The organism is Streptomyces jumonjinensis, assembly GCF_009600885.1.
Classification (GTDB): Bacteria; Actinomycetota; Actinomycetes; order Streptomycetales; family Streptomycetaceae; genus Streptomyces; species Streptomyces jumonjinensis.
Genome location: NZ_VCLA01000060.1, coordinates 1 through 14,082, shown reverse-complemented (window position 1 = coordinate 14,082; position 14,082 = coordinate 1). Strand labels below are relative to the sequence as shown.

Here is a 14,082-nt window from a genome sequence, read left to right as displayed (position 1 = left end):
CGGGAGGGGGGTCGCGGTCACCCGCTCCGTTCCATACGGATCGCCGGGCCGTATGCGCCCGGGGGCCGCTGGGTCCATGGCCTCCGAGGGCAGCCGTCCGCCCGCGCCCGCGGACGGCGGGCGTCCGCCGCGCACGCCCGCGCTCCCCGGTCCCGGCACGCCGTCCTCAAGGGCTTCGGGTCCCCCGGCTGCGCCTGTGGATATGGATCCCCCGTCCGGCCCCGCCCCGGGGCTCGGCGCATCCGCTGCCCCGCCCTGGGCCGGCGGCGCGGGAGCCCTCACCGGGACCCGCAGACATCCCTCGCCGTCCGGAGCCGTCGGCAGCGGCGACAGCCGTCCGCCCGGGGTCAGCCGGAGCGCCGACTCGCCCAGCCGCAGCAGCGCCCCCATGGGCAGCGGCACCGGGCGGGAGCCCACCGGTCTGCCGTCCAGGGCGGTGCCGTTGGTCGAGCCGAGGTCCGCGACCGTGACCCGGCCGTCGTCGCCGACCGTGACCTCGCAGTGGAGCCGCGAGACATCGGGGTCGTCCAGGGGCACATCGGCGTCGGCGGAGCGGCCGACGGTGATGCGCCCGCCGTGCAGCAGATGGACCCCGCCCGCGTCGGGCCCCGCGACGACATGGAGCTGGGCCGAGCTGTCCTCGCCGAGCGGCTCGGCGCCGCCCGGGAACTGGAGGGAGAGCACCGCTCCGTCCACCAGCGGCGGCTCGCCCAGGGTGCGGCGCTGGGCGTCGAGCCGCTCCCCGCCCGCGTACAGCGTCACCGCTCCGGCGGCGTCCGGGCCCGCGGCGGCGGTCGCCAGGGCGGAGGCCACCGCCGCCAGCGCCGTCCCGGCGGGCGCGGTGATCAGCACATCGCGGACGCGCGGTCCGGCAGCCGCGCGCCGGGGGCCGGATCCCGGGGGCGCACCGGACCCCGCACGGGCTTCGGACCCCGCGCCGGACCCGGACGCGGGTCCCGCCGCCGCGGACTGCCCGCCGCGCGGCGCGAGAACGGTCAGCCGGATCTGCATCGCCGTCAGCAATCCCTTCTGCGCGGGGCGCCCGGCGGGGGAGCCGCCTCGGATCGCCCCCACCCGGCAGGTCGGCGCGGGCACAGGGCTCCCTCCCCTACCCCCACGCTGAAGGCATCCTCGCACCTGCCACTGACAACACGCCCGGGTACCGCCAATTAGTGATCTTGATTGGTCCGGTCCGGACGGAAAAATGCCTGGTTGGGAGGGAGACCGGAGGCGGTGTCGCGGGAAACCGGAGGCGATGCCATGGCCCGGGCCCGCCCCCTGGCAACCTTCCCCGCCGCACCCGCGTCTTCCTCCCGAACACACAGGGGAAGGCGGTAGGCCCCGGGGCGCGACCTGGGCACAGCCTGTGGACAACCACCGGTGTTCCGTCCCGACGCCCTAAAGTGGGTCGGACACCCGGGCGGAGTCGCAAAGTCGCGGAGCCGTACGGGCCCGGACCACGCAAGGACCTCGATCAGCAGGGAGCGCATGACGTGCGGCCTGTAGGCAGCAAGTACCTCCTGGAGCAGCCGCTCGGACGCGGTGCCACCGGCACCGTCTGGCGTGCCCAGCAGCGGGAGACGGCGGGTGCCGAGGCGGCTGTGCCGGGCCAGCCCGGTGAGACCGTCGCGATCAAGGTCCTCAAGGAGGAGCTGGCCAACGACGCGGATGTCGTGATGCGCTTTCTGCGCGAGCGCTCCGTGCTGCTGCGGCTGACCCACCCCAATATCGTCAGGACGCGGGACCTGGTGGTCGAGGGCGATCTCCTCGCCCTCGTCATGGATCTGATCGACGGCCCCGATCTGCACCGCTATCTCCGGGAGAACGGGCCCTTCACCCCGGTGGCCGCCGCGCTGCTGACCGCTCAGGTCGCCGACGCGCTCGCCGCCAGCCATGCCGACGGGATCGTCCACCGCGACCTCAAGCCGGCGAATGTCCTGCTGAAGACCGACGCCGACGGCCAGATGCATCCGATGCTGACCGACTTCGGCATCGCCCGCCTCGCCGACTCCCCGGGTCTCACCCGCGCCCATGAGTTCGTGGGCACCCCCTCCTATGTCGCGCCCGAGTCGGCGGAGGGCCGTCCGCAGACCTCCGCGGTCGATGTCTACGGCGCGGGCATTCTGCTGTACGAGCTGGTCACCGGCCGTCCCCCGTTCGCCGGGGGCACCGCCCTGGAGGTGCTCCACCGCCATCTGAGCGAGGAGCCGCGCCGTCCCACCACGGTTCCGGAGCCGCTGTGGACGGTCATAGAGCACTGTCTGAGCAAGGAGCCGGGCGGCCGTCCGAGCGCCGAGAACCTCGCGCGGGGGCTGCGCGCCGTCGCGGCCGGAATCGGCGTCCACTCCACCCCTGCCCAGGTCGACGCGGCCCTCGGGGTCGCCGCTCTGCTCGCGCCCGATCCGTCCCCGGCCCCCGTTCCCCAGACCCCGGGCGCCCCGGGCGGCTACGACTCGAACGCGGCGACCAGCGTGATGGGGCAGACCGGCCCCCTGGGCGCGGCTGACCCGACGAGCGTGCTTCCGCACACGGGGGCGGCCGATCCGACCGCGGTGATGCCTCCCGTGCCGCCGCGCCCGGACGGTGAGCGGCAGCCCGGAGCACAGCCGGGCGATCCGCATCCCTGGCAGTCCCAGCTCCAGGCCGCCCGCGACCGCAATGACCAGACGCAGGTCCAGTATCTGGACCCGAGTCAGGACCCGCTGCGGCGGCGTCCGCAGCGGCAGCCGCAGCACCCCCAGCAGCCGCCTCACCCGCCTCAGCAGCAGTACGCGGCCCCGCACCACCAGCAGCCGCACCAGCAGCCCAGGCAGCAGCCCCACCAGCAGCCCGGGCCGCCGCAATATCAGCCGCCGCAGCCGCCGCCGCGCCAGCAGCCGATGAGGCAGCGCCCCCAGCCGCAGCAGCCCCAGCCGAGGCAGCAGCAGTACGCGCCGCAGCCGTACGCCCCTCCGCAGCAGCCTCAGCAGTCCCCGCCCCAGCAGCCCCAGCGGCCCGCGCCGCGTGAGCGTGAGCCCCGTGAGCCGCGCCGTCGCAGCGCCAACCCGATGCGGATCCCGGGCCTCGGCTGCCTCAAGGGCTGTCTGGTCTCGCTGGCCATGATGTTCATCGCCGGCTGGCTGGTCTGGGAGCTCACCCCGCTCCAGGACTGGGTGGCCCAGGGGAAGAGCTACTGGGACGCCATCGGCGACGGCATCTCCACGGTGTCGAACTGGATCTCCGACCTCGGCGGCTCGGACCCGGGCGCGGGGAGCGGCGGCCAGTGACCCCGTACCTGTAGACCGCTGAGTGGATTTATCGACTTCTGCGGGTGGATTTCGCCCGGAGAAGTGAAGGTTGGCGCCATCCGGGGCGCACATGCCCCGGATCCCCGCGTACGTTATGGGCAACGCCAGCCGCTGAGGGAGCAGTCTTGGCACGGAATATCGGCAGCCGGTACACCGCCCACCAGATCCTCGGACGGGGCAGCGCGGGCACGGTCTGGGCGGGTGAGGGCCCCGAAGGGCCCGTCGCCATCAAGCTGCTGCGTGAGGATCTCGCCTCCGACCAGGAACTGGTCGGACGCTTCGTCCAGGAGCGCACCGCGCTGCTCGGACTCGGCCATCCGAGGATCGTCGGGGTCCGTGACCTCGTGGTCGACGGCAATGACCTCGCGCTCGTCATGGACCTCGTACGGGGCACGGATCTGCGCACCCGCCTCGACCGCGAGCGCAGACTCGCCCCCGAGGCCGCGGCGTCGATCATCGCGGACGTCGCGGACGGCCTGGCCGCGGCCCACAAGGCCGGGGTCGTCCACCGGGACGTCAAGCCGGAGAACATCCTGCTCGACATGGAGGGCCCGCTCGGCCCCGCCGGCGCCCACCCCGCCCTGCTGACGGACTTCGGCGTCGCCAAGCTGATCGACACCCCCCGCCGCACCAAGTCCAGCCGGATCATCGGCACCCCCGACTATCTGGCCCCCGAGATCGTCGAGGGGCTGCCCCCGCGCGCGGCCGTCGACATCTACGCCCTCGCGACCGTGCTGTACGAGCTCCTCGCGGGCTTCACCCCCTTCGGCGGCGGCCACCCCGGCGCGGTGCTGCGCCGCCATGTCACCGAGACCGTGGTCCCGCTGCCCGGCATCCCCGAGGAGCTCTGGCAGCTGATCCTCCAGTGCCTGGCCAAGGCCCCCGCCTCCCGGCTGCGCGCCTCGGAGATGGGCGGGCGGCTGCGGGAACTGCTGCCGATGCTGGCGGGCATCCCCCCGCTGGACGTGGACGAGCCGGGCGCCGAGCCGCCGCCGGAGCCGTACCAGGAGCCCGTGCCCGAGACCGCCGCCGAGGTGCGCCGCAGGGGCGCGGTCCCGCTCGTCCCCGGCGCGGCCCCCGCCGACTCCAACCGCGACACCCACACCTCGATGCGCGTCCCGGCCCCCGACGAGCTCGCGGGCGGTGCGCACGGCACGGCGCGAGCGCCGCGCGCCCCCGGCCAGCGCCGCCCCGGCTCGGCCCGCAACAAGTCCGGCGGCAGACCCGGGGGAGTCTCGGCGGCGGTGCGTAAGCGCCGTATCACCCTCGGTGCGGCGGGTCTCGTGCTCGCCACCGCCCTGGGCGTCGGCGGCTGGCTGGCCCTGGGCGACGGCGACGCGGAACCCCCCGCCCGGGATTCCCAGCACTCCGCCCCCGCGGAGCCGTGATCCGGGCCTCCGCAGGGTCCTGATCCGGGCCTCCGCCCGTTCTGGGCCTGGCCCCGTCCGTCCCCCGCCGGGCCCCCGCGGAACCGTGAGCCACGGCCCCGCGGACCCCGGGGAACCTGCCCGCCGGGCGTCGGTATGACAGGGACCCGCCGGGAACGTTCGCGGGAGCCGTTACGCTGGACCCGTGGCAGTCGTCGATGTATCCGAAGAGCTGAAGTCCCTCTCCTCGACCATGGGGTCGATCGAGGCCGTCCTGGACCTCGACAGGATGAGGGCAGACATCGCCGTGCTCGAAGAGCAGGCGGCGGCCCCGTCCCTCTGGGACGACCCGGAAGCGGCCCAGAAGATCACCAGCAAGCTCTCCCACCTCCAGGCCGAGCTGCGCAAGACCGAGACGCTCCGGGGCCGCATCGACGACCTGGCCGTTCTCTTCGAGCTGGCCGAGGCCGAAGACGACGCGGACACGCTCGCCGAGGCCGAGACCGAGCTGACCGCCGTCCGCAAGGCCCTGGACGAGATGGAGGTGCGCACCCTCCTCTCCGGCGAGTACGACGAGCGCGAGGCGCTCGTCAACATCCGCGCCGAGGCGGGCGGTGTGGACGCCTCCGACTTCGCCGAGCGCCTCCAGCGGATGTATGTGCGCTGGGCCGAGCGCCATGGCTACTCCACGGAGATCTACGAGACCTCCTACGCGGAGGAGGCCGGCATCAAGTCGACCACCTTCGTGGTGAAGGCCCCGTACGCCTACGGCACGCTCTCCGTCGAACAGGGCACCCACCGCCTGGTGCGCATCTCGCCCTTCGACAACCAGGGCCGCCGCCAGACCTCCTTCGCGGGCGTCGAGGTGCTCCCGGTCGTGGAGCAGAGCGACCATGTCGAGATCGACGAGTCCGAGCTGCGCGTGGATGTGTACCGCGCCTCGGGCCCCGGCGGCCAGGGCGTCAACACGACCGACTCCGCCGTGCGCATCACCCATATCCCCACCGGCATCGTGGTCTCCTGTCAGAACGAGCGTTCGCAGATCCAGAACAAGGCGAGCGCGATGAACGTCCTCCAGGCGAAGCTGCTGGAGCGCCGCCGCCAGGAGGCGCAGGCCATGATGGACGCCCTCAAGGGCGACGGCGGAAACTCCTGGGGCAACCAGATGCGTTCGTATGTCCTGCACCCCTATCAGATGGTGAAGGACCTGCGTACCGAGTTCGAGGTGGGAAACCCGCAGGCGGTGCTCGACGGCGAGATCGATGGATTCCTGGAGGCCGGGATCCGCTGGCGCAAGCGCCAGGAGAAGTAACGACGGCTGTACGGCATAAAGGCGCCGGACCCCTCGGGGTCCGGCGCCTTTATGCGTGGAAAGGGCGCGCACAGTCTCTTTGGTGTTCGCCTTCTGTGCGTCCGATGAAATTCATCGGAAAATCAACAGCAGACCGATCAGACCAATGACGAGATGTCAGCTCGCTTTGTCGACAAGGGAACTGACATCTCGGAGTGATGGTCGAGCGTTTATGTCACAGTTGCATCCCTGCATGCCGGGCAACTTTCACTAAATCGGGCATGTAACCCCGTAACCGCCTTGACGCGTCCGCGGAAAGTGGGAAGGGTGGCGCGCGGCATGCGTGTTTCTGAGGTGCGAGTGGACCGGGGGGAGAGAGTTCACCCCTCCGATGTCGGCACCCGGACCCTGCCTCAATGACGATGAGCTACTGGGGGTAGCAGCTAGATGACGAAGAAGACGCGGATCCGCATGGCGCGCATCGCGGCCGGCGTGGTGATCGCCGCCGGTGCTTCGCTGACCGCCGCGGGTGCCGCTTCGGCGGTGAGTTCCGACTTCGGAGTGGGTGCTGAGGCCGGTCTCGGCGTCGGCGCGGACGACACCAGCCCCTCCCCGACCATCGCTCCGACGGAGATCCCCACGGAGATTCCGACGGAGATCCCGACCCAGCCCACGGACCCGGGCCCCACCACCCAGCCGACGGACCCGGGCCCGACCACCCAGCCGACCGATCCGGGCCCGACCACCCAGCCCACGGACCCGGGCCCGACGACCCAGCCGACGGACCCGGGCCCCACCGAGCCGGGTGGGTCCAACGGCGGTAACAGCGGTGGCAACACCGGCGGCTCCGGCGGCAACACCGGCGGCGGTGACTCCGGCGGCGACTCCGGCGGTGGCAACACCGGCGGCAACGGCGGCTCCGGCGGTGACTCCGGTGGCGACTCCGGTGGAAGCAACGGCGGCAGCTCCGGTGGCAACAGCGGCGGCGGTGACTCCGGCGGCAGCGGCGACTGCACCGTGAGCGCCGAGGGCGTCGAGTGCACCGACAACACCGACACCAACAACGCGGGCTCCCAGCCGGTCCAGCAGGGCGAGGCCAAGGAAGAGCTCGCCGAGACCGGTGCGATGGAGACCTCGTTCCTGTTCATCGGCGCCGCCACCATGATCGCGGGCGGCATCGGCTTCCGGATGCTCCCCCGCCTCGTCGGCGGCGGCCGGACCGCCGCCTGAGGCGATCCGGCCACGGAGCGTAACGGCCGGTAGGGAACGGTAGGGAACGGTAGGGAAAGAGAAGGCCCGGGTGCGATCACCGCACCCGGGCCTTCTTCCGTGTCCGCACGCCGCCGGCGTGCGCGTCCATCCGTCCTATGCGGTGCCGTCCTATGCGGTGCGCGCGGCCAGCACCGCCAGCGCTCCCAGCAGCACGATCAGCAGCGTCAACAGCGCCACCGGATTCAGCCCCCCGAAAGGGCCCTCCTGCTGGAGCCGCTCACGGTTCGCCCGGCAGACCGGACAGCGGCCCTCGGTGACCGGGGCCGCGCAGTTGGCGCATACCAATCGGTCGTAGGTCATGCGCTCTCCTCCTCCCGCGCGCCGGCGCCGCAGACGCGGACCGTAAGCACAGTTCTCTCCTCACAACGCTCAAGGAAACGCGACTGTTCCCCTACCACTGTGCCAGCTCCCGCGCTTTTCGGCGCGCGCCGCCCGGACGCCCCCTGGTGCGCCCGGCTACCCGAGTGGTTCTGTGATGCTTCGGTGACGGGGACAAAGCGCGCAACCCCGGCCGCCGACTGCGCCCGCGAGTCCCCTTCGCGTAGTGTCACGGGCACCTACTCCCGGCTGACCGTGGTGCACCCGTGATCCGATTCGACAACGTATCCAAGAGTTACCCCAAGCAGAACCGCCCTGCTCTGCGTGATGTCTCCCTCGACATCGAAAAGGGGGAGTTCGTCTTCCTCGTCGGCTCGTCCGGTTCCGGAAAGTCGACCTTCCTGCGGCTGATCCTGCGCGAGGAGCGCGCCAGCACGGGCCTGGTGCATGTCCTCGGCAAGGACCTCGCCCGGCTCTCCAACTGGAAAGTGCCGCATATGCGCCGCCAGCTCGGCACGGTCTTCCAGGACTTCCGGCTGCTGCCCAACAAGACCGTCGCCGAGAACGTCGCGTTCGCGCAGGAGGTCATCGGAAAACCGCGCGGCGAGATCCGCAAGGCCGTGCCGCAAGTGCTCGACCTGGTCGGACTGGGCGGCAAGGAGGGCCGGATGCCCGGTGAGCTCTCCGGCGGCGAGCAGCAGCGCGTCGCCATCGCGCGCGCCTTCGTCAACCGGCCCATGCTCCTGATCGCGGACGAGCCCACCGGCAACCTCGACCCGCAGACCTCCGTGGGCATCATGAAGCTGCTCGACCGGATCAACCGCACCGGTACGACCGTGGTGATGGCGACCCATGACCAGAACATCGTCGACCAGATGCGCAAGCGTGTGATCGAGCTGGAGCAGGGCCGTCTCGTACGCGACCAGGCGCGCGGCGTCTACGGCTACCAGCACTGAGCCCCTGGCCGCACGGGCCGCCGGCGCTCCAGCGTCAACGCCCGGCACTCAGCAGAAAGCGCAAGGAAAGGCTGAACGCACGCGATGCGCGCCCAGTTCGTACTGTCGGAGATCGGCGTAGGTCTCCGCCGCAATCTCACCATGACCTTCGCCGTCATCGTCTCGGTGGCCCTCTCGCTCGCGCTCTTCGGCGGGGCGCTGCTGATGAGCCAGCAGGTCAACACGATGAAGGACTTCTGGTACGACAAGGTCAACGTCTCGATCTTCCTCTGCAACAAGAACGACGCCACCATCAGCCGCTCCTGCGGCAAGGGCGCGGTCACCGATCAGCAGAAGCACCAGATCGAGGCCGATCTCAAGAAGATGGACATCGTCGAGACCGTCCATCACGAGACCGCCGAACAGGCGTACAAGCTCTACAAGAAGCAGTACGGCGACACCGACATCGCCGCGACCATCACCCCGGACCAGATGCAGGAGTCGTTCCGGGTCAAGCTGAAGGACCCGGAGGAGTACCAGGTCGTCGCCTCCGCCTTCGCGGACCGCGACGGCGTCCAGTCGGTCCGCGACCAGCGCGACATCCTGGAGAACCTCTTCTCGCTGATGAACGGCATGAGAATCGCGGCGCTGTGCGTCATGGGGCTGATGCTGGTGATCGCGACGATGCTGATCGTCAACACCGTGCGCGTCTCGGCGTTCAGCCGCAGGCGTGAGACCGGGATCATGCGGCTCGTCGGCGCGTCGAGCTTCTACATCCAGATGCCGTTCATCATGGAGGCCGCCTTCGCGGGGCTGCTCGGCTCCGTGGTCGCCTGCGGTTTTCTGCTCCTCGGCCGCTACTTCCTGATCGACAACGGCCTTGCTCTCGCCGAGAAGATGCAGTTGGTCAACTTCATCGGCTGGGACGCGGTCTTCACCAAACTGCCACTGGTCCTCGCGATCGGGTTGTTGATGCCCGCTTTCGCCGCTTTCATCGCGTTGCGCAAGTACCTCAAGGTGTGACAACAGCCCCGGGCGTCGTACGGGCAACAACCGTGCGGCGCCCTTCGCTTCGCTTAGACTCGGCGCCATGCCGGGCCCGGATCAGAGCTCCCGCCGGCCCCGTCGCAGCCGCCGCGGGGCTGCCCTGACATTGGTTTTCGCGACCGTCCTCGCCACCGGTGCGGCCACCGGCGGTCTGCCGCGCGACGACGGCACGGAGGCCCGCCCCCGCGCCGTCGATCCGGCCGGGGCGACCGTCGACCAGGACGAGGTGGCCCGTGCCGCCGCGCGGGCCGTGGCGGACGGAGAGTCCGGTACGGAGGCGGCCGAGGAGGTCGTCGCCCGCGGCGGCGACCGCTGGGGCGCGGTCTACGACGAGCGGGAGTACCGGTCCTTCCAGCAGTCCCTCGACGGCGAGTACACCGGCGTCGGGCTCTGGGCCCGCCAGAGCGGCGACGGACGGGTGGAGGTCGCCAGGGTCCGCTCCGGCGGCCCCGCCGACCGGGCCGGCGTCCGCGCCGGGGACCGGCTGCGCACCGTCGACGGGAAGACGGTCGACCGGCGTCCCGTCACCGAGGTCGTGGCGCTGCTGCGCGGCGAGGAGCGCACCAGTGTGGCGCTGGGGCTCGAACGCTCCGGCCGCTCCTGGACCCGCTCGCTGACCCGGGCGACGCTGAGCACCGAGTCCGTCACCGTCGAGCGGCTCGACGGCGGCGCGGTGATCATCAGAGTGGCGGCCTTCACCCGGGGCGCGGGGGACCGGGTGCGGGAAGCGGTACGCCGCGCCCCGGACGGCGCCGGAGTCCTGCTGGATCTGCGGGGCAACAGCGGCGGCCTGGTCAATGAGGCCGTCGACACCGCCTCGGTCTTCCTGGACGGCGGTCTGGTCGCCACCTACGACATGCGCGGCGCGCAGCGCGCCCTCTACGCGAAGCCGGGCGGCGACACCGGGCGGCCCGTGGTGGCGCTGGTCGACGGCGGCACGATGAGCGCCGCCGAGATGGTCACGGGAGCGCTCCAGGACCGTGGCCGCGCCGTCACCGTCGGATCCCGCACCTTCGGCAAGGGCTCGGTGCAGATGCCCAGCGAGCTGCCCGACGGCTCGGTGGCCGAGCTGACCGTGGGGCACTACCGCACCCCCTCCGGCCGTGAGGTCGACGGCTTGGGCATCACCCCCGACGTCACCGTGGAGGAAGGTGCCGAGGACCGGGCGCGGACCGTGCTGGACGGCCTCGGTCCGGCCTCCTGAGCCCGCTCCTCAGCTTCCCTCCGAAGGGGCTTAAACCTGTTGCGGCATAGTGCGAAAATGAACGCACTATGGCTAAGGAAAAGGACCCGGCGCGCAAGCTGATCGCGCAGAACAAGAAGGCACGGCACGACTACCACATCATCGACACCTATGAGTGCGGTCTTGTGCTGACCGGTACCGAGGTGAAGTCGCTGCGGCAGGGACGGGCCTCGCTGGCGGACGGCTTCATCCAGATCGACGGCCATGAGGCATGGCTGCACAACGTCCATGTGCCCGAGTACACCCAGGGCACCTGGACCAACCACGCCGCGCGGCGCAAGCGGAAGCTGCTGATGCACCGGGCGGAGATCGACAAGCTGGAGTCCAAGTCCCAGGAGACCGGTCACACGATCGTGCCCCTGGCGCTGTACTTCAAGGGCGGCCGGGCGAAGGTCGAGATCGCGCTGGCCAGAGGTAAGAAGGAGTACGACAAGCGGCAGACGCTGCGCGAACGCCAGGACCGCCGCGAGGCCGACCGGGCGATGTCGGCGGTCCGCCGCCGTCAGCGGGCGTGATCTCCGGGCCGCCGGAGCGGCCGGGTGCGACCTTCGGGCCGCCGGAGCGGTAATACGCTGGCATACGGCCGCTTCGGTCACGTACGATGGGCATCGCCCCTCACCGCAGGGGCGGGCATTGATAAATCAACATGGGGATGATCGGTTTCGACAGCGGATGTCGAAGCAGGAGAAGCGAGCCGAGGAAGCGGCAATGATCTCGTAAACCATATGTCGCAAACAATAATCGCCAATTCCAAGCGCGATAACTCCGAAGCCTTCGCCCTCGCTGCCTGATTTCAGGTAGCTGAGCGAACCTTCATTCATGGAGCGTCAGCCCGGGGAGCGATCCCGACCCGGATCCTGGCGTCAGCTAGGGATCTAAACCTCTAGACCCGGTCACGGGGCCCAGAGGGAAATCAAACAGTGACTGAGCCCGTCGGAGACTTGTCCGCGTGATCTCCGGGGCTGAGAAAATCGCAGCGGACTGCGCTCGGAGAAGTCCTGATTCTGCACCGTTGGACGCGGGTTCGATTCCCGCCATCTCCACTCATCCCATGTGGGCAAGGGCCCGGCTGTCAGTCACGACAGCCGGGCCTTTGTCATATCCGGGCCCGGTCTCGGTGCCGGGTCCGTCAGAGGGCCTTCCGGGCCTTCGCCAGAGCGGCGAGCGCGCAGGCCACGGCCGCGGCCATCGCCGGGACGGCATAGCCGTACACCGGGCCCGGGTGCTCGGCCAGCCGGCCCGCCGTCGCCGCGCCCACCGCGATACCGCCGAGGATCGCGGTCACGGCCAGGGTCATGCCCTCGTTCAGACCGCCCCTCGGGGTCAGCCGCTGCACCAGCGTCACCCCGGTCACCATCGTCGGCGCGGTCGCCGCGCCCGCCGCCAGCAGCGCGAGGGCCAGCAGCGGGACCGACCCGGTCCGGGCGGCCAGCAGCGGAAGGAACATCAGAGCGGTCATCGCGGCCAGACAGAGCATGAGCCGCCCCGGCAGATCGCGGGCCGCGCGGACCGTCCCGTACAGCAGTCCGGCCGCGCACGAGCCCACCGCCTGGAGCCCCAGCAGCGCCCCCGCCCACCCCGAGTCCAGGTGGGCGAGAGTGGAGACCTCCAGGGCGCCGAAGACCACGCCGGTGGCGAGGAAGACCGCGAGCAGCGCGGGCATCCCCGGGGCGCGCAGCGGGGAGCGCCCGCCCGCCCGGCGCCCGGTCGCCGGGGGCTCGGTGGCGCGCTGGGCGGCGAACAGCACCACCCCCGTCAGCAGCAGCGCCGCGCCCGTGAGCGTGCCCGCCTCCGGGAAGAGCGCTGAGCACAGCACGGCGGCGAGGACCGGGCCGAGCATGAAGCAGAGCTCGTCGGCGGCCTGCTCGAAGGAGTTCGCGGTGTGCAGTGCTGCCGGGTCGCCCCGGAGCAGATGGGCCCAGCGGGCACGGGACATACCGCCCGTATTGGGGGTGGTGGCGGTGGCGGCGTAGGCGGCGAACAGGGTCCAGGAGGGCGCGTCGAGACGTACGCACACCACCAGCGCGAGCGAGCCGAGCACGGCCAGCACGGTGGCGGGCACCGCGATCCGGGCCTGTCCGTACCGGTCGGTCAGCCGAGCGGTCCAGGGCGCGACCAGTGCGGTGGCGGCGAGCCCGGCGGCGATGACGGCCCCGGCCAGGGCGTAGGAACCCCGCGAGCCCGAGATCATGATCACGGCGCTGACGCTGAACATGCCCATGGGCAGCCGGGCGAGCAGATTCCCCGCGGTGAAGGCGCGTGACCCAGGGGTCTGGAAGAGCCGGGCGTACGGGCCCCGGGGGCGATCGCGCGGCTCGGTGAAACCGGGGGCGAAGACCGGTCCGCCGGGGGTGAAGGCCGGCGGCGCCTGAGGAGGATGCGGCATGACCCCACCCTCACCGCGGGCCGGGCACCCGGTCCAACACCTGTGGGACAGGCATTGACGCACCTCCGTTGTAAATTCATCCGATGGTCCGCGACATCGAACCCCGGCTGCTGCGCGCCTTCGCCGCCGTCGCGGCGGAACTGCACTTCACCCGCGCCGCCGCCCGGCTCTACATCACCCAGCAGGCGCTCAGCCGCGATGTGCGCAGGCTGGAGCGGGAGCTGGGAGCCGAGCTCTTCATCAGGACGACCCGGCAGGTGACGCTCACCGCCGAAGGCGAGCGGCTGCTGCCGTACGCCCGGCGGGTGCTGGCCGCGCACGAGGAGCTCGCCGCCGCCTTCGCCGACGCGCACCGCCCGCTGCTGGTCGACCTCAACACCGAGGGCATGGTCTCGGGCCGGGTGCTCGCCCGCGCCCGGGAGATCGACCCCGGCTGTGAGCTGATGGCCCGCTTCGAGAGCGGGCTGACGGGGGCGGCGGCCGACATCGCCGCCGGGCGGCTCGACGTCTCCTTCGGGCGCTTCGCCGGGCTCGAACCGGGCGTACGGGCAGGACTGCACCACCAGCTCGTCCGGTTCGAGCCGCTGGCCGTGATCCTGCCGGAGGACCATCCTCTGGCCGCCCGCGACCGGGTGCCGCTGGCCGCGCTCGCAGGGGAGGCCGTCTACGCCGGAGCGGGCAATCCGCGCACCCCGGAGTGGACGGACCTGGCCCGCCGGCTCTTCGAAGGGCGGGGCATCGCCCTCGCGCCGCCCGCGCCGATGGCGGTGGGCGCGGAGGAATTCCGCCGGGTGATGGCGAAGCACCGCCGCCCGGTGCTCGCGGTCGTCGACTTCCCCGCGATGCCGGGGACGGTGCTGCGCCCGCTCACCGATCCGGTGCCGCTGTCGGCGCTCTCCCTGGTGTGGCGCAGGGGGATGCGCCATCCGGGCCTGG

12 protein-coding genes and 1 other RNA gene are annotated in these 14,082 nt (G+C 71.5%); 10 read left to right on the top strand and 3 right to left on the bottom strand.

Going from position 1 to position 14,082, the window contains the following annotated elements; genetic code table 11:
• Positions 1 to 1,011, bottom strand: a 1,011-nt coding sequence (locus FF041_RS07300; protein ID WP_153521537.1) for an FHA domain-containing protein, incomplete at its 3' end; no start/stop codon positions are given.
• Between the two features lie 482 nt (positions 1,012 to 1,493).
• On the opposite strand from FF041_RS07300, the gene FF041_RS07295 reads away from it, so the two are divergent.
• The 4 genes from FF041_RS07295 to FF041_RS07280 all read left to right on the top strand — a co-directional run bounded on the left by FF041_RS07295 (position 1,494) and on the right by FF041_RS07280 (position 7,175).
• Positions 1,494 to 3,266 carry a serine/threonine-protein kinase gene (locus FF041_RS07295; protein ID WP_323391403.1) on the top strand — a complete coding sequence of 591 codons (1,773 nt, stop codon included), beginning with the start codon at positions 1,494 to 1,496 and terminating at the stop codon, positions 3,264 to 3,266.
• Positions 3,267 to 3,412: 146 nt separating this feature from the next.
• Positions 3,413 to 4,675 carry a serine/threonine-protein kinase gene (locus FF041_RS07290; protein WP_153481374.1) on the top strand — a complete coding sequence of 421 codons (1,263 nt, stop codon included), beginning with the start codon at positions 3,413 to 3,415 and terminating at the stop codon, positions 4,673 to 4,675.
• A gap of 184 nt (positions 4,676 to 4,859) precedes the next feature.
• Positions 4,860 to 5,966, top strand: a complete 1,107-nt coding sequence (gene prfB, locus FF041_RS07285; protein WP_323391402.1) for a peptide chain release factor 2 — start codon at positions 4,860 to 4,862, stop codon at positions 5,964 to 5,966.
• A 426-nt stretch (positions 5,967 to 6,392) separates the two neighbouring features.
• The gene (locus tag FF041_RS07280; protein WP_153521534.1) at positions 6,393 to 7,175 is read left to right on the top strand and encodes a hypothetical protein; all 783 of its coding nucleotides are present in this window, start codon (positions 6,393 to 6,395) and stop codon (positions 7,173 to 7,175) included.
• A gap of 150 nt (positions 7,176 to 7,325) precedes the next feature.
• Here the strand turns inward: FF041_RS07280 and FF041_RS07275 are convergent, their stop codons facing one another.
• Positions 7,326 to 7,517 carry a hypothetical protein gene (locus FF041_RS07275; protein WP_153481376.1) on the bottom strand — a complete coding sequence of 64 codons (192 nt, stop codon included), beginning with the start codon at positions 7,515 to 7,517 and terminating at the stop codon, positions 7,326 to 7,328.
• A gap of 284 nt (positions 7,518 to 7,801) precedes the next feature.
• Here FF041_RS07275 and ftsE point away from each other — a divergent pair, with 284 nt between their 5' ends.
• The 5 genes from ftsE (at position 7,802) to ssrA (ending at position 11,806) form a co-directional block, all read left to right on the top strand.
• A complete protein-coding gene (gene ftsE / locus FF041_RS07270; protein ID WP_323371183.1) occupies positions 7,802 to 8,491 on the top strand; it encodes a cell division ATP-binding protein FtsE in 690 nt (229 codons plus the stop codon).
• Between the two features lie 84 nt (positions 8,492 to 8,575).
• On the top strand, positions 8,576 to 9,493 hold the full coding sequence (ftsX, locus tag FF041_RS07265; RefSeq protein ID WP_153481377.1) for a permease-like cell division protein FtsX: 918 nt from the start codon (positions 8,576 to 8,578) through the stop codon (positions 9,491 to 9,493).
• 67 nt (positions 9,494 to 9,560) lie between these two features.
• A complete protein-coding gene (locus tag FF041_RS07260) occupies positions 9,561 to 10,721 on the top strand; it encodes a S41 family peptidase (protein WP_153521533.1) in 1,161 nt (386 codons plus the stop codon).
• Positions 10,722 to 10,789: 68 nt separating this feature from the next.
• Positions 10,790 to 11,275 carry an SsrA-binding protein SmpB gene (smpB, locus tag FF041_RS07255; protein ID WP_153481380.1) on the top strand — a complete coding sequence of 162 codons (486 nt, stop codon included), beginning with the start codon at positions 10,790 to 10,792 and terminating at the stop codon, positions 11,273 to 11,275.
• A gap of 133 nt (positions 11,276 to 11,408) precedes the next feature.
• Positions 11,409 to 11,806: a transfer-messenger RNA gene (gene ssrA / locus FF041_RS07250) on the top strand.
• Between the two features lie 83 nt (positions 11,807 to 11,889).
• Here the strand turns inward: ssrA and FF041_RS07245 are convergent.
• Complete coding sequence (locus tag FF041_RS07245; RefSeq protein WP_153521532.1) at positions 11,890 to 13,146, bottom strand: MFS transporter; 1,257 nt, start codon at positions 13,144 to 13,146, stop codon at positions 11,890 to 11,892.
• 83 nt (positions 13,147 to 13,229) lie between these two features.
• Between FF041_RS07245 and FF041_RS07240 the strand changes: the two genes are divergently transcribed.
• The coding region (locus FF041_RS07240) for a LysR family transcriptional regulator (RefSeq protein ID WP_153521531.1) at positions 13,230 to 14,082 on the top strand (853 nt) is incomplete at its 3' end.